15 protein-coding genes are annotated in these 18,972 nt (G+C 44.5%); 10 read left to right on the top strand and 5 right to left on the bottom strand.

The window, feature by feature from the left end; genetic code table 11:
* The first annotated feature begins 156 nt into the window (after window positions 1–156).
* The 4 genes from vapB to DVG78_RS26655 all read left to right on the top strand — a co-directional run bounded on the left by vapB (window position 157) and on the right by DVG78_RS26655 (window position 2,713).
* Window positions 157–366, top strand: a complete 210-nt coding sequence (gene vapB / locus DVG78_RS26670; protein ID WP_114464086.1) for a type II toxin-antitoxin system VapB family antitoxin — start codon at window positions 157–159, stop codon at window positions 364–366.
* Between the two features lie 48 nt (window positions 367–414).
* A complete protein-coding gene (locus tag DVG78_RS26665) occupies window positions 415–753 on the top strand; it encodes a type II toxin-antitoxin system VapC family toxin (RefSeq protein ID WP_114464053.1) in 339 nt (112 codons plus the stop codon).
* Between the two features lie 400 nt (window positions 754–1,153).
* Window positions 1,154–2,029, top strand: a complete 876-nt coding sequence (locus DVG78_RS26660; protein WP_158550108.1) for a sensor histidine kinase — start codon at window positions 1,154–1,156, stop codon at window positions 2,027–2,029.
* Between the two features lie 3 nt (window positions 2,030–2,032).
* Window positions 2,033–2,713, top strand: coding sequence for a LytR/AlgR family response regulator transcription factor (locus DVG78_RS26655; RefSeq protein ID WP_114464051.1), 681 nt, complete (start codon window positions 2,033–2,035; stop codon window positions 2,711–2,713).
* 62 nt (window positions 2,714–2,775) lie between these two features.
* Here DVG78_RS26655 and DVG78_RS26650 read toward each other — a convergent pair whose 3' ends face one another.
* The 3 genes from DVG78_RS26650 to DVG78_RS26640 form a co-directional block, all read right to left on the bottom strand.
* Window positions 2,776–4,401 carry an ABC-F family ATP-binding cassette domain-containing protein gene (locus DVG78_RS26650; protein ID WP_114464050.1) on the bottom strand — a complete coding sequence of 542 codons (1,626 nt, stop codon included), beginning with the start codon at window positions 4,399–4,401 and terminating at the stop codon, window positions 2,776–2,778.
* Between the two features lie 380 nt (window positions 4,402–4,781).
* Window positions 4,782–5,261: an Imm9 family immunity protein gene (gene imm9 / locus DVG78_RS26645; protein WP_114464049.1), complete on the bottom strand. Its 480-nt coding sequence runs from the start codon at window positions 5,259–5,261 to the stop codon at window positions 4,782–4,784.
* A 60-nt stretch (window positions 5,262–5,321) separates the two neighbouring features.
* Window positions 5,322–5,729 (bottom strand): hypothetical protein, encoded by a 408-nt coding sequence (locus tag DVG78_RS26640; protein ID WP_147277181.1) that lies wholly within the window; start codon window positions 5,727–5,729, stop codon window positions 5,322–5,324.
* 464 nt (window positions 5,730–6,193) lie between these two features.
* On the opposite strand from DVG78_RS26640, the gene DVG78_RS26635 reads away from it, so the two are divergent.
* The gene (locus DVG78_RS26635; RefSeq protein ID WP_114464047.1) at window positions 6,194–6,478 is read left to right on the top strand and encodes a 2TM domain-containing protein; all 285 of its coding nucleotides are present in this window, start codon (window positions 6,194–6,196) and stop codon (window positions 6,476–6,478) included.
* Window positions 6,479–6,672: 194 nt separating this feature from the next.
* On the top strand, window positions 6,673–7,404 hold the full coding sequence (locus DVG78_RS26630) for a metallophosphoesterase family protein (protein WP_114464046.1): 732 nt from the start codon (window positions 6,673–6,675) through the stop codon (window positions 7,402–7,404).
* Between the two features lie 27 nt (window positions 7,405–7,431).
* Here DVG78_RS26630 and recO read toward each other — a convergent pair whose 3' ends face one another.
* Complete coding sequence (gene recO, locus DVG78_RS26625) at window positions 7,432–8,127, bottom strand: DNA repair protein RecO (RefSeq protein WP_114464045.1); 696 nt, start codon at window positions 8,125–8,127, stop codon at window positions 7,432–7,434.
* Window positions 8,128–8,172: 45 nt separating this feature from the next.
* Between recO and argB the strand changes: the two genes are divergently transcribed.
* Both argB and DVG78_RS26615 read left to right on the top strand, forming a co-directional pair.
* Window positions 8,173–8,982, top strand: coding sequence for an acetylglutamate kinase (argB, locus tag DVG78_RS26620; protein WP_114464044.1), 810 nt, complete (start codon window positions 8,173–8,175; stop codon window positions 8,980–8,982).
* A gap of 46 nt (window positions 8,983–9,028) precedes the next feature.
* Window positions 9,029–9,490: a RidA family protein gene (locus tag DVG78_RS26615; protein ID WP_114067979.1), complete on the top strand. Its 462-nt coding sequence runs from the start codon at window positions 9,029–9,031 to the stop codon at window positions 9,488–9,490.
* A gap of 81 nt (window positions 9,491–9,571) precedes the next feature.
* Here the strand turns inward: DVG78_RS26615 and sov are convergent, their stop codons facing one another.
* The gene (gene sov, locus DVG78_RS26610) at window positions 9,572–17,140 is read right to left on the bottom strand and encodes a T9SS outer membrane translocon Sov/SprA (RefSeq protein ID WP_114464043.1); all 7,569 of its coding nucleotides are present in this window, start codon (window positions 17,138–17,140) and stop codon (window positions 9,572–9,574) included.
* A 259-nt stretch (window positions 17,141–17,399) separates the two neighbouring features.
* On the opposite strand from sov, the gene DVG78_RS26605 reads away from it, so the two are divergent.
* Together DVG78_RS26605 and DVG78_RS26600 are read left to right on the top strand one after the other, a co-directional pair.
* On the top strand, window positions 17,400–18,449 hold the full coding sequence (locus DVG78_RS26605; protein WP_114464042.1) for an AAA family ATPase: 1,050 nt from the start codon (window positions 17,400–17,402) through the stop codon (window positions 18,447–18,449).
* Window positions 18,433–18,858: a hypothetical protein gene (locus tag DVG78_RS26600; protein ID WP_114464041.1), complete on the top strand. Its 426-nt coding sequence runs from the start codon at window positions 18,433–18,435 to the stop codon at window positions 18,856–18,858. The genes DVG78_RS26605 and DVG78_RS26600 overlap by 17 nt, the downstream gene beginning before the upstream one ends.
* The last annotated feature ends 114 nt before the right edge of the window (window positions 18,859–18,972 follow it).

Genomic DNA, 18,972 nt, shown 5'->3' with positions numbered 1-18,972 from the left:
AGTACGGGAAATTGTTATCACAAAACAACAAAAGAATTTCCCATTTATTTGGCGGTCTGTAAAGGAAATTTTAACACAGCGTTGTGGGCAGGCCACCAGTATTTTTCTGACGTCAGGATCGAAAAATTTGATAATTTTGTAGAAAAATCAACAGAGATGGCAACCGACCAATTATTATTGAAAGAGTTTAACAAATTGCCCGCTTCTTTACAGCAGGAAGTACTGGACTTTGTTGGCTATCTTTCTTCTAAGTATAAAACAAAGCGTTCTGTACCCAAACGTAAAGCAGGCAGTATGAAGGGTTTAGTTTCGTATATTTCCGACGACTTCAATGCTCCCTTGGAGGATTTTAAAGATTATATGTAAAAATCATTCATAATGTATTTATTGGACACGCACACTTTGTTGTAGTATTTGGAAGAAAACGCTCAGTTATCCCCCAAAGTCAAGAAGTTAATAGAGCACCAAATTTGCTTCGTTCACATCGCTTCTTTTTGGGAAATAGCTATAAAGGTTTCTATTGGCAAGCTTTCTCTAACGTATACGATTGACCAAATGATAGCTCAGTTACGAAAAGAAGCCATTACGATTTTGCCAATTTCCGAGAAAGCCATTGAAGAGATCAAAACCCTGCCGCTCCATCATCGTGACCCATTCGATAGGCTGTTGATTGCGGAGGCCATCACTCAAAACTATATTCTGCTGAGTATTGATACTCAAATAGACCCTTATCCTGTTCAAAGGATTTGGTAGTGTTCCCATTCATCCTGCCGTCTGTACCTTTACGCCACGTCATTCAGGGTGTTTGCCACCTTTATTTTCAGGCTTCATTGGGTTGTTTTTGATTTGCGTCATCATCCTTATCTTTACCACTATGCAAATCAACAAATGGCGACTTTTTTGGCTTCATTATGCGGGCGTTTTTACTGTTCTGTTCTTTTGGGGATTTATGAGTTACTATACTCGTGGACTTATCCGAGATGGTGAACCGGTTACATGGTATGCAATAACATGGGATTTGTTTCAGTCTTCAATTTCCCCTTTTCCTAATGCACTCTGGCCTGCTTTTTTTGGAACTATTTTCTATTTGTTTGTTTTTCAAGATTGGTTACGAAAAAAATATCGACTTTTTGGGATTAAGGTATTTCTGTTTTTGGGGTTAGTCATAGCCGGACATATTTTATGGGATAGCTATAATGGATGGCTTAGAAGTAATTATACTTATGTCTATTTTTCACCTGAATCACTTGAATATTATAAAAAACAGGGAATGCTGTTTAGAGGTTTTTGGCCTATTTTAAGGGAAAACTTTTTAGTCTATTTTAATAATTTAGAGTACTTCTCCACAATAGACTTTACGATTATCCACCTCCTCTACACTGCCTTCTTTACCCTCATCATGTACGTTTGGCAAAGCCGCAAGCGGGAAGCAGAATTGGAAAAACTGCAACGCGAAACGGAGATCCAAGCACTGAAAGCGCAGTTGAACCCGCACTTTTTGTTCAATTCGCTCAATACCATTTACAGTTCGGCACTGACCGAAAAAGACACTTCAACGGCGCAGTTGGTCCAACAACTTTCGGGGATTTTGCGACACAGTGTCGAGGAAGTGCAACAGGAGAAAACGGATATTCAAAAAGAACTGACTTTTATTGAAAAATACATCGCCCTCCAACGCGCCCGCTTGCCGGAGCACCCCAATGTATCCATTCAATCCACGCTATTTTGGGACCAAGAACCGGCCGACATTGCGCCACTGCTGCTGATTCCGTTGATAGAAAATGCGTTTCAGTATGGCGTCAGCATTGATGAGCCGAGTTTTGTGCGCGTGGATTTGCGCGTAGAAGACCGAAAACTGCACCTCACCGTAGAAAACAGCATTACCCAACACCACTCCGAAAAAAAAGGCGCAGGAACGGGCCTGAAAAATACCGAAAAACGCTTGGCGTTGCTTTATCCTGACCGGTATTCATTACATTGTGACCGACAAAAAGATACCTTTGAAATTGATTTGACCCTTCAGCTGTAAGCTATGAAAATCTCCTGCATCGCCATAGACGACGAACCCGCCTCTTTGGCAGTCATTGAGCAATACGCTGAGTGGGTGCCGTTTCTGGCGTTGAAACAGACGTTTGTGAGCGTCAAAGAGGCATTGGCTTTTCTAAAGAACGAGCGGGTAGATTGCGTTTTTTTAGATGTAAAAATGCCCGATCTGCCTGGTACTGAATTAGCGCGTATTTTGCGCGGACAAACGCAGATTATTTTCATCACCGCTTATTCGGAATATGCCGTGCAGGGGTTTGAAGTACAGGCCCTTGATTATCTGCTGAAGCCCATCGAATTTGACCGATTTTTGCAGGCGGCCAATCGGGTTCATGCGCACCTCAGCCAACGCGTGGAAGGCCAAAGCTCCATTTTTGTCAAGGAAGGCTACGATTGGGTACGGGTGTCTTTGAATGAAATCCAATACATTCAGTCCGATACGAATCTGCTGTTTATTTACGAGCAAAATCGCCGCGTCATCACACGTATGACCATGACCGAGATGTTGAGTTTATTGCCGTCGGAGCGGTTCATCCGAGTTCATAAATCGTTCATTGTCGCGATTGAGTCCATTCAGAAAATAGAGCGCCATCAACTCACTTTGACCAAAGGAAATGTGCCGATTGGAGAACTGTACCGCGAGGGCTTAGAGCGGTTGTTGTTGCGATAAAAAAAGAGAGCCGCCAAATAAAAGGGCGGCTCTCTTCGTACATATTACGTTAATTCCGTGATTTACACCAACTCCCTATACAACTCCTCACGCTGCGCTTTGACGCGGTCGTCGGTGATGTATTCGTCGTAGGTCATGAGTTTATCAATGATGCCGTTTGGCGTAACTTCGATGATGCGATTGGCGACCGTTTGAATGAATTGGTGGTCGTGCGAATAAAACAACATCGCGCCTTTGAACTCAATCAAACCGTTGTTGAGCGCAGTGATGGATTCCAGATCCAAGTGGTTGGTAGGGTCGTCGAGGGTCAGGAAGTTGGAGCCCGAAAGCATCATTTTTGAGAGCATACAACGTACTTTTTCACCTCCTGAAAGCACGCTGGCTTTTTTGAGCGATTCCTCGCCCGAAAACAGCATCCGACCTAAAAATCCGCGAATAAAGCTTTCGTCTTTTTCTTTGGAAAACTGACGCAACCAATCCACCAAGTTATCGTCGGTTTGGAAATAATGGTCGCTATCTTTGGGGAAATACGCATTGGTGACCGTTACGCCCCATTTAAAATCGCCCGAATCTGGTTTAATCTGCTCCTGAAGAATCTCAAACAACGCCGTGATTGCCAAGGTATTGCGCCCGATAAAGGCCACTTTATCTTCCCGATTCAGACGGAATGTGACGTTCTCAAACAGCTTGGTTCCGTCTTCGGCGGTTTTGGAAAGACCTTCCACACTCAATACCTGATCACCGATTTCGCGCTCAGGTTTGAAATTGATGTAAGGATACTTGCGCGACGAAGGCTTGATTTCGTCGACGTTGAGTTTTTCCAACATTTTCTGCCGGGCTGTTGCCTGCTTTGACTTGGCGACGTTGGCACTGAAACGACGAATAAACTCTTCCAATTCCTTCCGCTTCTCGTCCGATTTCTTGTTTTGGTCGGCGCGTTGTTTCAACGCCAATTGGCTTGATTCATACCAGAATGTATAGTTACCGCCGTACATCTGCACCTTACTGAAGTCAATATCCACCACGTGCGTACACACTTGGTCGAGGAAGTGGCGGTCGTGGGAAACCACGATGACGATGTTCTTGAAGTTGTTCAAAAAGTTTTCCAACCACATCACCGTTTCCACGTCAAGGTTGTTGGTAGGCTCATCTAACAGCAAAATATCAGGGTTGCCGAAAAGAGTCTGGGCCAATAACACCCGCACTTTTTGGCTAGGATCGAGGTCGGTCATCTGGGCATAGTGAAGGTCTTCTTTGATACCCAAACCGCTCAATAGAGAGGCCGCTTCGGGCTCTGCTTCCCAGCCGTCCAACTCGGCAAATTCGGCTTCCAAGTCAGCCGCTTTTTCGCCGTCGGCTTCCGTAAAATCTTCTTTGGCGTAGATGGCGTCTTTTTCAATCATGATGTCATACAGGCGTTTGTGGCCCATAATCACCGTCTGCAACACCTGAAACTCGTCAAACTCAAACTGATTTTGTTTCAGGACGGCCATGCGTTGGCCAGGCGTAATGGCTACCGTACCCGTCTGCGCGTCTATTTCGCCCGACAAAATTTTTAAAAAAGTGGATTTACCCGCCCCGTTGGCCCCAATAACGCCGTAGCAGTTGCCCGGGTTAAATTTAATATTTACTTCGTCGAAAAGCACCCGTTTACCGTAGCGCAACGACACGTTTGATACCGTTATCATTAATAAATTGAAATTTTCTGTAAAAGATGCTGCAAAAATACAAAATTTTCGGGGGAATGCCGATTATAAATATACCAGTTCAATGGCCTTGCGTGTTCTGGCCATCTCCATTGGTCAGCGAAAGAGATAACCCATTTTGGTGACTGGCAAATGATTTATGATTCATCACAAATGCCCCGACTGTTACAGATTTTTTTGTAGGTTGACGCTTACATCTGGATACAATAAAAATATCTCACTATGTCATGCCAAAACGAGACATTGAGACATTGATTTATGAGACGATTCGTTGAGACAATTTTGAGAGTTTATTTGGAAGAGTTTTCAGGATTGATTCTTGTCTCACAAAATGCCCGTTTTGTGAGACGATGAAGGGACACTTATATTGATTTTGCTACAATTTTAACACCTCCAACGGTAAAACCTTCAAAAAATGCTCTCTCAATCGCTCGCCTCAAACAATCATATATGTAGTCAGCACGGATATTAAACTGAAGAACATGAACTTCTTCCACCCAAAAGTTTTTCAATAGCGTTTGATAGTGATCAGGGCCGTATATGTACTGATTGTCCTTTACCCCCCAAGGTACTCCTTGAATTGAAGGTATAGGAATAACAATCTGAATTTCCTTTATCCTATCACTATAAAAGGTGCCAAATCTATTCTTGCTTATCAGGAGCTGCCGACCGTTATTATAAACAACTCTGAATACAATCAGCCAATCATTTTTAGTAGATAAGCCATTCTTTAACAAGATACTGTCAACCAACGTCTTGAATTGGGCACTGAGCTGGCGTGTGCTGAAATCAACATTTAAAAAATTTGACAGTAAAGAACTATGGACAATTCTGGATTCCATTAAAGCATACGTTTTATATAAACTGTAGTATCACTTTCTCAATTACCGTTGAATTAGTTTCTAATATCCCTCTATATAAATATTGCCGGGGGTGTCCTTAAGTTTAAAAAAGGTATCTGTATTAACCCTATTGGGTGCAATTTTAGTTGAAGGAAAGGTTGCAGTATAATATCCCGATATATAATTAATACTTATTTTTTCACCATTACAAGTCGCAACCACTTCGTAATTGGAATCCCATCCTCCTAAAAAAGCTCCTACTAAGCTTTCTTTTTCAGGTAATGATTTTTCTTTTAGGTGCCCATAGGCGAATACTACTCCTCTTTCTCCAAATCTGCTATATTCGATTTTTGTTAAAACTGTCTTTGAGCAGTTTTTAAATTTGTAATAGCTAATAGTGTAATTCGGTTTTAAGAGAAAATAACCAAGACCAAAGGCTACTAATGTAACGAAAGTTATGATAGACATTCTTTTCATAAACCAAATATACAAAAGCCCTCCATCAATGGGTTCTTACTTATCATAAATCCTATTATAAGACTACTTGTATCTCACTGAAATAACTTTACACTAACCATTTAAATGTATGTAGGCGAGCCGCTTTTTCTGATTTAACTATCTGTATTTTAGATAATTAATCTACACTCAATACATTAAGTCCTCCCGTTTCGTAAGACACAATTATACAGAAAATGCTCTGATGTAGTTGAAAAAGATGTTCGCCCGATTGAACACTTTTTGTCAAGCCCTATTACTTGAAAGGCAAGGCCTCTCCTTTTCACTCCACCCGTTTTAAATTTGACACTTCTTTCCCTACGCTTCGTCGGAATCTACTATCGAATCGCCTCCACACCTGCTACTTTTGATTCAACAAACAGCCAAAAGCACCTAATTCAAACAAAATTTATCCGAAACATAAAACCTTTACAACCATGAACTCAACTTTCTCTTCCGCCTCTGAACACAATGCGTATTTAATGAAAATTGCCCGCCGTCGGGTGAAATTTCAAAAACATGCCATCGTTTATTTAATCGTTTGTTCTGTTATTTCGTTGCTCTGTCTGGTCTCAGGCGGCAAAGTTCCCATTGATTTGTGGTGGGCGTGGGGTATTGGCTTAGGGTTTCACGGCATCGGAGCTTACGGCCTGCTACTGGACGAACAAAAAGCCACGGAAGAAGAATACCGAAAATTGGTCCGTCAGGAAAGAGAGAACTAAAAACTGCTCACCATTATTAGCCAATCTCAGGGTAGAGTTGCAAAAAAATGGGGGATGAGTTTAGCTATAAACGTTAAACTTATCCCCCATTTTCATGATGAAAAATGAAGAATAGGTTGCATTTGCTAATCATTTAGCCAACATTTGTATCCGTCAACACCTTAGTTTTGAAAAAGCGGCGGCTACCCAAAACGATGAAGAGAACGTTAGTAATTGGTGATATACACGGTGGACTGAAGGCTTTGTTGCAGGTACTAGGACGCGCGGAGATTCAACCCAGCGATACCCTTATCTTCTTGGGCGACTACGTAGATGGTTGGAGTGAATCCGCCCAAGTCATTGCCTTTCTCATGGAACTTGCTACTAAGCAAACCTGCCTTTTTATGAAAGGAAACCATGATATGTGGTGCGAAAACTGGCTCGACAGCGGCCTAGCGCCCCACGTATGGCTCATGCACGGCGGAAGCAGCACTGCAGAGAGCTACCGCTACATGGATTTTCAAACTCGCCAAATCCATTTATCATTTTTCAACCAATTGAAAAGTTATCACATCGACTCCCAAAACCGTCTGTTTGTACACGCGGGTTTTGCTTCCATTCACGGCCCCGAAGATGAGCACGATGACAACAATTTTTTGTGGGATCGAACCCTCTGGGAAACCGCGCTGACGATAGAACGCCGGAACCAAAAGGACGAAACCATGATTCCCAAACGCCTCAAACTCTTCAAAGAAATATTCATCGGCCACACGCCAACGCTCAATTATAACATAGAGGTCCCGATGCACGCTGCCACGGTTTGGAACATCGACACGGGGGCCGCTTTTCACGGCAGACTCAGTATCATGGACATTGACACCAAGGAGTTTTGGCAAAGCGACGTAGTGCAAAGTTTATACCCCAACGAAAAAGGGCGAAATAATTAAGAATACAATAAATTCATAATAAGACACTTACTTCATCAACTCCCGCAATACATCCAACGATTTGATTTCGCCCAAACCTTCTAAATGGATTTTGAAGTAAAAAATAAGGGTATCCAATAACTGCCCCCTGCGCTGTCGGTCCAATGACGCAGGGTAATCAAACGGCATCAGAATGAAGTTCTGCGTGACTTCGCGGGTGGGAGCATCTAGTGCGTAAGGATACAGATTTTCTTTGAGCTGCTGTTCCATTTCATAGACTGTTTCGGCCCCAAACCCCAGATAAAAGGCGTATTTAGCCAGAAACTGCAAGTGAAAATTCTCAAAATGTTGGTCGGCTTCTTCAAGGTAAATAATCCCTTCCATCAAAAAATGAAAAAGCGGATGATTGGCCTCTTCTTCGCGCAGGGTTTTGACCAACATTTCCGTCACAAACAACGCAATGCTGGATTTGATAAAATCAAACGGCAAACTTCGAAAAGGCAAACTGCACTTCACTTCCGAGAGCCGATGAATGGTTTGCTCTTTGTTTTTGTGATAAACGACCAAATCTAGTAAAGTAAGCGGCTGAAAAAGAGCGATGCGATTGGTTTTGGATTTGGCACTGCGTACGCCATTGACAATGTAACTTTGGATACCAAAATCTTCGGTGTAAATCTTAACGATAATGGAAGTTTCACGGTAGCGAATATAATTGAGAACAATACCGCGTGTTTTGTGGAGCATGAGTGTAACTTTGAAGCGAAAATAACACAAAATGTACAGATTCTTATGAAACCAAAGCTATACGTTGTCAAGATTGGCGGAAATATAATCGACAATTCCGAGGCGCTACGTTCTTTTCTGACCTCTTTTGCGGCGTTGAAAGGCAATAAGATTTTGCTCCACGGAGGAGGTAAAATCGCCACCCAAGTGGCCGAAAAATTGGGAATCCCCACCGAAATGGTGGAAGGTCGCCGTATCACCGACCACGCCATGCTTGATGTGGTGACAATGGTCTACGGAGGATTGGTTAACAAAAACATTGTGGCTACCCTCCAATCATTAAATAGCAACGCCATCGGGCTTACGGGCGCCGATGCGGGTCTGATTCGAGCGCACAAACGCCCCATCAACGACAACGTAGACCCCGTGATTGACTACGGTTTTGTGGGGGATATTGACGCGGTCAACGGCAAACAATTGACCGCCTTCCTGAAAAATAAGCTCCTGCCCATCATCGCACCTTTAACGTTTGACCCCGCCTTGGGCGTGATGCTCAACACCAATGCCGACACCATGGCCTCGGCCGTAGCCGTTGGATTATCAGAATTTTATGACGTAAATCTGGTTTATTGTTTTGAAAAAAACGGCGTGTTGCTCGATGCCGACAACGACGACACCGTCATTCCAGTACTGACCCCCGAACTCTACGCCACGTGCAAAACCGCAGGAGCTATTTATAAAGGCATGATTCCAAAACTGGACAACGCCTTTGCGGCCCTGCGAAACGGCGTTGCGGAAGTGACTATTTGCCACGCCGACCAACTCGGTCTGGCATTAACCAAAAAAACAGCTGGCACAAAACTTACGCTTGGCTAATTCAATCTATCGCCATTTTTTTCATTTTTTCATCATCCTATAATTCATGACTCCCGAACAAAACCTTGCCAATCTGGGCATTACGCTTCCATCACCTCCCGCCAAAGGAGGCGTTTATACCCCCGTCGTTGTAACGGGCAATTTGGCCTACATTTCTGGACACATCTCTTTAGACCTCGACGGCAGCCTGATTGCGGGCAAAGTAGGCCGAGACCTCACCGCCGAAGAGGCAAAAGAAGCCTCCCGCAAAACGGGCTATTTGTTGCTTGCTACGCTTCGTTCTTATTTCGGTAGCCTTGATAAAATCAATAAAGTTGTGAAAATTCTGGGCATGATTAACGCCGTTCCGGAATTTGAACAGCACGCTTTCGTCATGAACGGTTGCAGTGAATTATTTGCCGAAATTTGGGGCCCTGAAAAAGGCGTTGGCGCCCGTAGCGCCGTAGGAATGGGCTCTCTCCCACGCATGGCGGCGATTGAAATAGAAGTGATTTTTGAACTGGCGTAAATATCTCACCGCATCTGTTTGCTGTCCCACATTTAGCAACCCTCTCCTTTTTTTAAGGAGAGGGTTGGAGTGAGGTAAAACTTACAACTCTGCTACGTTAAACCGCACCTGGATTCCTCCTGCAGTGGTAGCCCTTCTGAAAGAGTTAAGAACGTACGGATTGTTGAACGTACGGTCAAAATAAAGCTGCAGACTCCACAATTTGCTGACGGTATAATTAAGTTGCGGGCGCAATTGGAAGTTATAATTACCCGCAATCGCCGTTGGTGGCTCGTCAAAACGCCGCTGAATGGCCCGCGTATCGCGAATGGTAAAGTTGCACTGAAACTGCAAATCATTCTTCAATTTTTTGAACTCCCCATTGATTCGGAACGGAATCCGCACATTATTTCGGGTCAGGCCCAATGTGATGGTTACGTCGCGGTTGAAGAGTTCTGCCACCTGCGAATTTGACAGGTTGAGTGAAATATTCCGGTCTTGGTTATAAGCAAAACGCATATCAATCTTGTTTTGCGTCCGCGCTCGAATGGCAATCAAAGGAGCAAATTTCTCTGACAACGAAATGGTGCTCATTACAAAAATAGGCAGGGCACTCCCATTTTCGCCCGACAATAACGCAAGTTGGTAATCCCGATTGTCGAGGGTCAAGTATTTGGTATACAAATCATTGTAATCTAAAGAAGAAGTAAAGCTCCCCACACTGTACGTAGATTGATAACTGTGCTCTAAGGTAAACGAACTAAAAATCTTCTTAAACCCGGGCAACTGGGCAAGTCCGTTATAATCGACTCGCCAGTTGGGCAGTGGAAAACCCAAAAAGGGATTGGTGCGGGCTTTGGCTGGATCTTTCTTAGGGTCACGTCCGTTGTAAGCGGCAAAAAAGGCCGCAATCAGCACATCCTGTGAGTTTTGATTATATTCTCCCCCTTTGTATTCAGGATTAGAACGTTGTTTTTCGGTAAGGATTTGGACAAAATCTTCACGGTAAGCCTTAAATTGCTCAAAAATAGGGGAACTGTTGTCGTCATTGATTTTAGCAAAAGCCGTTCGGAACGACATGAATGACATCTGGAAGTTTCCAGTCCTAACAGGGCTTTGAATTTGGTAGCTGTTACGATTGGTCGAGTCAACTACTCGGTAAAACATGCGGTATTCATCGCCGCGCGTAAGTTGGGCGCTGATCTGAATTCTGAAATCTTTAAACGGCTCCAAACGGGTATTTATTCTGAATGTCCGATTGTCGGTTTGTACAAAAGGCACGTTCAGCATGGTGCTTTGTGTCAAATCGCCTTTCGCCGCCGCATCGTAAAGTACTTTGGTGCTTTGACTGCCCAAGATAAATCTTGTTAATGAACTAGGACGGGTGCCGTCTAACCCCCAAAAACCTGTACTAGAAGGTAAAAACCCAGGAAGGGTAGTGGTAAGCGTCCGGGTATAATCTACGTCTATGCCACGCACGGTCATGAGCAGGCGGGTTAGGTTTTTAAGCACTTTACTAGGCTCCCGGCTGATGTCTTCATCGTCTCCTGGACTACGGGCAAAGTTTTTACGCGGTGGTGACGGATTATTGGCAAAGCGCAGATAACGAAGTTTATTGTACAATTTAACAAAATCGACCTTACCCCGAATTCCCTGTTCCCTGCCATTACGAAGGATATTTCCCAAAAGGAAATTCTCAGAATCGGTCAAGCGATAACCGCCCGCCTGAAACGCAGGATTTTGGTTTGCACCATAGCCGCCAGTGTTGCCTGCTCCATAGCTATTATTTCCACCAAACATCGACATGCCCGGTGAGCCTGACGAAAAGGACGGCCCCGAGGAAGAATACGATGTAATCGGCGAAAACTGATACATAATGTTATGATTGTAATCAGCAGTCATCCAATCCAGCAATGGAATTTTTTCCAACGGCAACCGGTAGGTCAGTCGTATCTTCTGGTCAAAATTTTTCATTCTTCCCAGATTTCTAAAATTACGCCAGACCACATCCTGCTTAGCCTCCGTATTAATATCCCCTTCTGGCTCATCAATCACGGCATTGGCCAAAGCGCTGTAGCTCAGCACCACATTTTTGGTCAAGTTCCATGATAAATCATAGCCCCGGTTGAATAAAAAATATTTTTCAAACAAAGGTGCCTGATTGGCATCCGTAAGGTCGGCACTGCGGTACAGCGTGCGGATAAAACTCCGGTCGGCGTCAAATCTGATGGCTACTTGGGTAGGGAGCAATGAAAGATTGAAATCTTTCAGTAGTTCCAGATAAGGGCGCTCAAAACTCTTCACGGTACGGAAAGGCTCCCACGAGCGCTGCGGAAAGCCGTATTGGTAGACAATGCCGCCGCGATACTGCCGTTGGGCGTAGTCAGCGATGGTACTGGTTCGTCGGGTTTGTTCGTTATAAGCGTACGTAAACGATAGATTTTCAAAGTCCCAGAAATGCCGCTTGGCGTTGGGGCCTAGTTTGGTTTTACGTACATTAGAAAAGTTAAACCCGCGCCGCTCGGCTTTTTCGGTAGAGGCATTTTCGAGTTGTATCCGTCGCGGGTCATTTTCGGCGTAGTTTGCCAACGACATCGCTAAAGGTGTATCAGGATCGTAAGGATTGAAATGCGGTTTTACGTCGCGCAGGTCGTAGTTGACATACAAGGGAATTTTAAAGCCCCATTTTTCAGGCAAAAATTTATCCAGCGCCAGCGCCGCCGAAAGGCTAAACTCTCGCGAATCGTCGCGGGAGCGGTCAGTCAGTTTTTGCTGAACCCCGCCAAAACCAAAGGTGGTGTATTTTCCTGCCACCTGCACCGTCCCTAAATCCGCCAGTTTGATGTCGGCCCGCGCAATCGCCGCCGTTCCCGACTGATTGTCAAAACCCTGCACGTGCATTTCGTTGACCCAAATACAAAAACTTTTGGGTTGTTGGTCGGGCGTGCGTGGGTTTCGCATCCCAATCATGATAATCATCACGTTGCTCAAATCGGGCCGCCCCACCACGGTAATCCGATACACTCGCCCAAGGGCATCCGTCTTAGTGACCGTATAAGGAGCCGAAATCGTCCCACTTGCCTGACGGTCACGCTCGGCTTTGGCCTCTATCAGCCAAGGTATTTCAACATCAATTTCGTTTTGTTGGGGCCAAACTCGCTCAGGGTCTGATTCATTGGGCGGCGTGGCCTGCAAATTAGTCACCTCAATTTCGTAGTAATGTTCCGAAACGTCCGTTCCCAAACGCATAAATGCCGACATCTGACCATTTTCATTTTGGTCATTTTGCATGTGTACAAACATCTTCAGGCGTTCACGAAAAAGTAAGTTTTGGCTCGTTACATTCTTAAAAGCCGCTCTTGAGTCCCCATCCCGCAAGTTGGTCACGCAGAGGCTCATGGATTGCTCGTTCAACGGACGTTGGTTGGGGGTAGTATAATCCACATCCCGCTGCCATCCTGGAGGTACGGTATAAACATTTCGCCCTTGTCCCTGTCCGCCTGTGGTTACGGGAGCGCTGTTTTCCTCCACACTGACGGTAGCAATTTTAAATTGCGCGTCGTACGGCTCGGGTACTTCCTGCAAACCTCGGGCGTTGAGGTCGCCCGTGTACTTACGATATTGCGTGGCCACCATTTGCAACTGTGCAAAACGCAAAACGACAGGCTGCTCCCAATCGGTCATGTACATACGCACAAACCGAATGGATTTAAACCCGTTGATGTTTCCGACTTTGCGCGTAAACTCCCGCACAGGGATACGGAACAAGTACCAATTTACTTCTTCACTAGCGCCGTTGGGAGCGCTTACTTTATCCACAATATACGGCTTTCCTACGTCCAACTGGCCCGGCTTCAGGTCTACTTCGTATTCATAATAAGCCTCTTGGTCATTGATGGTATTGTCGGTGTTGAGGTCTTCAATATCGGGTAAATTCGTGGCAGCAGCAGTAATTTCGTTGTTGCTCTGAAACTCTGGCGTATTGTTTTCTACCCCCATGTAGCTTTTATAACGCTCAACGATTTTCTTATTGGCGCTATCGGCTTTGGCACTGAAATAAAACTCAAAGTCATCCCCCGACGGGTCGGTCAGGATTTGATTGCGGGCTTCTGTTTTGAGGGTAGGCGGAAGGTTCTGAATGTAATCTTGGAAGAAAGTCCGCTCTTCTTCATTGCTCAAGCCATCCAATCCTACGTCTTGCTTTGGCCGAGCACCTGCCTCGTTGGTAAACGCATTGATAATGTATTGTTGCCGGGTCGAATAGCCCCACGCCGATTGCGCCACGTTAGCAGGAAGCGTTCCCGTGGTAGTGGTTCTTTTTTCGTCCAAAGGCAATCCGTTCTCGAAATCGTACCGTCCGTTTTTAACCACATCTTCCGAAACTTCACCCAAGTTAAAGTACAATTTTCCGCCCGTCGTGTTATTGGTATTGGTCACCCCATCACGAACCACCCCGTTGGGGCCTTCTTTAAAGGGATCCATCAACCAAAACTCCATGATTTCGACGTTGGCGTTGTCAAAATCAACGTCTGACCCAATGGCCCGCGTAACGGCACCAAAGTTTTTCCGTGGATTTTTGAGTCTTCCATCGGGGTCAAGGTCGGTATTAAAATTATACATTCCCCGTTCACGCGGAAAATACGCAATGTCCAGAATATTTTCGGGCAAATTGACCAAGTACTGCCCGCGTCCTTTGAAAATATCTTGCGGAGTAAAAAGTCGTTCGTAGAAATTATTAAAATCCTGCGTCGTAATGTTTGGGCGAACGCTCAACCCCACTTGTGCTTGGGGCGAAAACGTGATATCAATGGTATAGGCCGATATTTTGGCGCGGTTGTAGGCATATTCCAGCGGATTGGTCGGGGTGCCTTGCGGGAATTGCTGCGGAGTACCGCCCAAACGCCAGCGCGTTGGTTGGCGAGTTAGGTCAAACTGTGTACGAGCCGCTTCAAAATCATCAATCATGATGCGGTTTCTGACCTGAGGGTGCAAGCCCGCAAAAGACTGCGCGATTTCACCCTGAAACTGAATGGCAGAAATCTCTTTGGTCTGCAAAAGAGGCAGTTTGTCCAACAATTTTGTCAGAAAACGAGACTCTTTCCGAAAAGTAAGGTCGGCCCCAATGATGCTGTTATTGACGGGGTCGTTGCCCAACGCGGCGCGGGTCAAAAAGCCCGGCGGCGTTTCGCGCATATTCATGGCCGTAAGCCCAATCTGCATATCGCGGTTAACAACATAGTTGAGGCGCGTCCCTAACAACCGACGGATTTGATTCTGGAACAAGTCTGGTTGTTCATAACAAATTTCAATGTCACGACCCGAATTCAGCACACTCTCATTAATCAGCCGCACCGAACCCGATTGACCTTCGACGGCATAATCAATGCCCGGCTGCAGCTGAACACCACCTGCACGGACAGTTACTGATTTTTCAGATACGCCAAACGGTAATGGAATGGCAGCCCCACCCGACGAGCCTTGAAAAGACCCTTTCAGAAAGAATTTATTTTTCTCGGTTACCTGCTGTGCATCGATTTGGGTAGTACGATAAAGCTCATTAAAAACATATTTGTTGGCTAAAACGGGATCACTGTTGAACTGCTTCACCAGATTTGAACCAAAAGGCTCCAAAACGGGAAAAATAATACGACCAAAGCGGCTGTCAATCGTGACATTGTCTACAAAGTCAAAGTTACCATCCCCAATGGCTTTCCCTGAATTATCCAAAACGGGGTCATTGAGCGGGTTCAGTTTATCCAACCCCATCACGCGCAACAGCGGCACGTTGGCAATCGGCCCTTCTTGTAGGTTGGGATTGTCAATTCCAGTCAAATCATCTTTATAGATAACCCGCATCTGAAAATTTTGCTTTCCTACCTGCGTGGTATTCAATGAATAAATGTTCTTCATCATCAAATTCCACATCGGGTGGTTCGTATTGTTACGAATCGTTGATGATTTCAATAATTTCAACACCAGCACCTCGTCGTCGCGGCGGGCTTGATAATCTTCGGTGAGTTCCCCTACTTTATATTTTTGTCCGTTAAGGGTGTATTCATAGGCCACGGCCAAAATCTCATCGTTGCGCAAGGGCGTTAGTAATGAAATATAGCCCAGTTCGGCCTGAAATTTATATTCGCGTTCGTTCAGTTTCCGAGCACCGCGCAACAAATCATAATCATCACCCCGACGGAGGTTGTAGCGGCTGTCGAGCGCAAAACTTGTTTTATCTGCTTCGCGAAGTTCGGGGTCATTGGTTACTTTTTGATACAGGCCATTGCTTTTGTTGTTAACGGGCTGATTGGCCACAATCGGCGCCAGATTTGGATTAGCGCTATTGACGGGAGCCGATTCTCCCAAATCAGAAAAAGCGACAAAGTTGCGCAGGGTTTCGGTATTGTTGGTGCGGTTGGTGACGTACACTTCCAGACGGGTAATGGTCACCCCCGACATGACCAGCGGGATATTGCCCAACCAGCGTTCATAATTGTTGCGGAAGAAGTACGACAGAAAGAAGTGACGATTTTCGTCATAGGCATCGGCTCGTATTTCAAACGGGCGATTTTGCACCCCTCCTCGCAACGTAATACACTGTTGTTTAGACCGTTGCTGTGAAGCCACCACCGTTGTAGTCAAACGCCCGAAACGTAAATCAACCTTGGCACCAAATAAATTTTGTACTCCTGGAATCAACTGAGAAGGAATCTGCCAGTTGATATTTCCCGCCTGAATTCCCTGAATAATGCTTTCGTTTTCGGGAATATAATTCTGCGGCCCTGCCCCCAAGCCACCGAATGGATTTTGGCCTGCACCCCCATTTTGACCCAAACCTTGCACTCCGTTTTGACCTAAACCCGCCGCATTGGGGAGATTGGAGGCGTTCGGAAGATTGGCGGAGTTGGTGGGAAGATTTCCTGGACGATAATCCAGTTTGAACTGATTCTCAAAATTGAAACTCGACTTAGTATCAAAGTTGGTCAACATTCCTAGCTTATCGCCAATCTTGCCGTTAAAGTTAATGTTGATTTGCTCATTAAACAGAAAGTTCGTCGATTTCCGCTGACGGATAGGCACTTGCGGATTGTCAATATTTTGGTGCAACACGCCAAAATCCAACAGTACAAAACCATTGGGCTTAAAGTCGACAAGATTGCTGCCAAAAATGCGGTCAAGGCCCGGAGGCAAGTCCAATTTGGGCAACAAGCCACGCGCACCGAGCGCGCCTTTGCCATCCTGTTTGGAAGAATAATCGCGCCAGAGGTAGTTGAAGACCCGCTTGTCCTGCAATTTCTGGAAATCTTCGTAACTCATACTCAGCGGATCGCGGTAATTGAGGGTCGGCAATTTAGCATCGCCAATGCGCTCATATACCGAAATTCGGCGGGTAGTATCCAGCCGAAACTCATTGGAAAGCCCTTTGGGTTCTTTCAGAAAGAAAGTGGAACGGGGCGGTGTATAAATGAAACGATTGCCGATGCGGTCGTTCCAACGAGAATAGAGCAGCCGCCGACTTTGACGGTCGTTTCGACTGGTATCCAGAACCACGGGGCGGCGGTTGGTCGGTTGTTGAGCAACCCCCACGTACGCAACTAACCACAGAGCTAAGACTAGCCCGATGATAAAGTATGATTTGGTAGAGATAAGGTAGAGCTGTTTTCTGATAATTCCCACGATTCTTCAGCGGTCTGGGTACTCAAATCCTTAACGGCTAAAACCTTGCCAATCGTCTCTGAGCGTTCAACTATTTTTAAGAATGTGGGGTAAAGATAGAAACAGGCACGAGATAAACGCAATTTTTAGCCAAAAAAGGCAGATTGAGGTAAACGATTGGGCTTGTTAGGATATACCTGTTATTCTTTAGCTTCAAACACAAAGCCTGCGGAGAGGCATGTGTAAATTCTTCGTAATATTGTAAAAAATGTAAAAAGTGATGGCAGATAAGCTCATTGTAAAGGATTTTGGCCCTATCCGAGACGCCGAAATGGACATTAAGAAAACTACGGTGCTTATTGGACCACAGGGAAGCGGAAAAAGTACCTTGGCGAAGTTGGTGGCGATAATGCGACAGAAAAAAAGCAATATAATAACCAACGAAGACTTGAAATTTTATAGTTTATCAGAAAACTATAGCAAGAAGAATTATACAGTAGATTTAGCTTCAAATCAGTCGGGAGATTTAAATAAACTTACGAGTCTTACTCAAGAATACGGCACTCATGAGTTAATGAAACGTAGTATATTTCATTTATCATCAGACCAACAAATTTACATACCTGCAGAACGGATTTTTTTCCCAATAATTATAGAATCCATATTAGGACTTCTTAGCCAACGCGTAGCTATACCTCAATTTATTTTAGAGTTCGGAAGAGAATATGAATTAGCCAGAAAAAATTTACAAACACTGAAAGTAAATTATCTCAACATCGAATTCAAACATGAAGGTGGACATGATTATGTCGTTTTCAATGATTCGGAAAGTATTCTATTAAATGAAAGCGCAAGCGGTTTTCAATCAATTCTTCCTATGAAATTGGTTATTGAAAATAATAATGGGATAGTACCAACTCGTCATTTCATCATTGAAGAGCCCGAACTCAATCTATACCCCACCACCCAAAAAAATCTGATTTATTATCTGGCTGACCGCTGCACAAAAGGCGAAAACGAATTGATGATGACTACTCACAGTCCCTACGTACTTGCTGCGCTTAACAATTTACTTTTTGCCTACAAAGTAGCCCAAGACCATCCCGAAAAAGCAATCGAGGTCGAAAAAGTGATTCCAAGAGCCTCTTGGCTCGCTCCTGATGAGTTTGCGGCGTATTTTGTGGTAGATGGAACAGTACGCTCCATCATAAATCCCAAAACAGGGTTAATCTCTGAAAATGAGTTAGATAATGTTTCTGACGAAATCGGGGATGAGTTTAATCAATTGGTTGACATTTACCGAAGTAAGAAGAATGAGACAGTCCATTGAGGCCTTCTTTCCACAATGTATAGAAGGGAAATGCATTGAAACTGAACAGGGTGATTTTCAAATTTTTGATAGCGAGCAAGAGCCCAAAAGATGTTATATCAGAAAAAACGAAGAGGAACCTACGCATTTCAGCGTACTGAATCCTGCCCAAAAAGAGGTAAATTTTCTCGCGATTGATAAATGTATACTATATGACAATGCAAAAGAGCACTGTGATTTTGCGGTATTTGATGACACCAGATTTAGCTTTGTAGAAATAAAAGCAAGACATCCACTCCACAAAAGACGTTTATCGGACAGAAAAAAAGCCCGTCAACAACTGCAAGAAACCATTCTTCATTTTCAGGAAAACGGTATAGAATTTAAAAACATAAATCTTGAAGCGATTATTTGCTTAGAGCATGTTTAAATTTTGGAAAAAGGCACCGGAATCATATCTTATGAGCGACCAAACTTATAATCTATGCAAACCTGTTATGAGGTTTTATCCGATGCCCGTTGGCAAGTTATCGAAGAAATTTTG

It is taken from the genome of Runella aurantiaca (assembly GCF_003339505.1).
In the GTDB taxonomy this organism is placed as follows: Bacteria; Bacteroidota; Bacteroidia; order Cytophagales; family Spirosomataceae; genus Runella; species Runella aurantiaca.
Note: the sequence above shows the minus strand (reverse complement) of the source record. Positions and strands in the feature narration are given on the sequence as shown.

Excerpts from the sequence above, each read along its gene's own strand:
- recO (WP_114464045.1), bottom strand. The coding sequence starts at position 8,127 with ATGCTCCACAAAACACGCGGTATTGTTCTCAATTATATTCGCTACCGT.
- DVG78_RS26605 (WP_114464042.1), top strand. The coding sequence starts at position 17,400 with ATGGCAGATAAGCTCATTGTAAAGGATTTTGGCCCTATCCGAGACGCC.
- vapB (WP_114464086.1), top strand. The coding sequence starts at position 157 with ATGGCAACCGACCAATTATTATTGAAAGAGTTTAACAAATTGCCCGCT.
- DVG78_RS26650 (WP_114464050.1), bottom strand. The coding sequence starts at position 4,401 with ATGATAACGGTATCAAACGTGTCGTTGCGCTACGGTAAACGGGTGCTT.
- DVG78_RS26630 (WP_114464046.1), top strand. The coding sequence starts at position 6,673 with ATGAAGAGAACGTTAGTAATTGGTGATATACACGGTGGACTGAAGGCT.
- DVG78_RS26635 (WP_114464047.1), top strand. The coding sequence starts at position 6,194 with ATGAACTCAACTTTCTCTTCCGCCTCTGAACACAATGCGTATTTAATG.
- argB (WP_114464044.1), top strand. The coding sequence starts at position 8,173 with ATGAAACCAAAGCTATACGTTGTCAAGATTGGCGGAAATATAATCGAC.
- DVG78_RS26600 (WP_114464041.1), top strand. The coding sequence starts at position 18,433 with ATGAGACAGTCCATTGAGGCCTTCTTTCCACAATGTATAGAAGGGAAA.
- imm9 (WP_114464049.1), bottom strand. The coding sequence starts at position 5,261 with ATGGAATCCAGAATTGTCCATAGTTCTTTACTGTCAAATTTTTTAAAT.
- DVG78_RS26640 (WP_147277181.1), bottom strand. The coding sequence starts at position 5,729 with ATGTCTATCATAACTTTCGTTACATTAGTAGCCTTTGGTCTTGGTTAT.
- DVG78_RS26655 (WP_114464051.1), top strand. The coding sequence starts at position 2,033 with ATGAAAATCTCCTGCATCGCCATAGACGACGAACCCGCCTCTTTGGCA.
- DVG78_RS26615 (WP_114067979.1), top strand. The coding sequence starts at position 9,029 with ATGACTCCCGAACAAAACCTTGCCAATCTGGGCATTACGCTTCCATCA.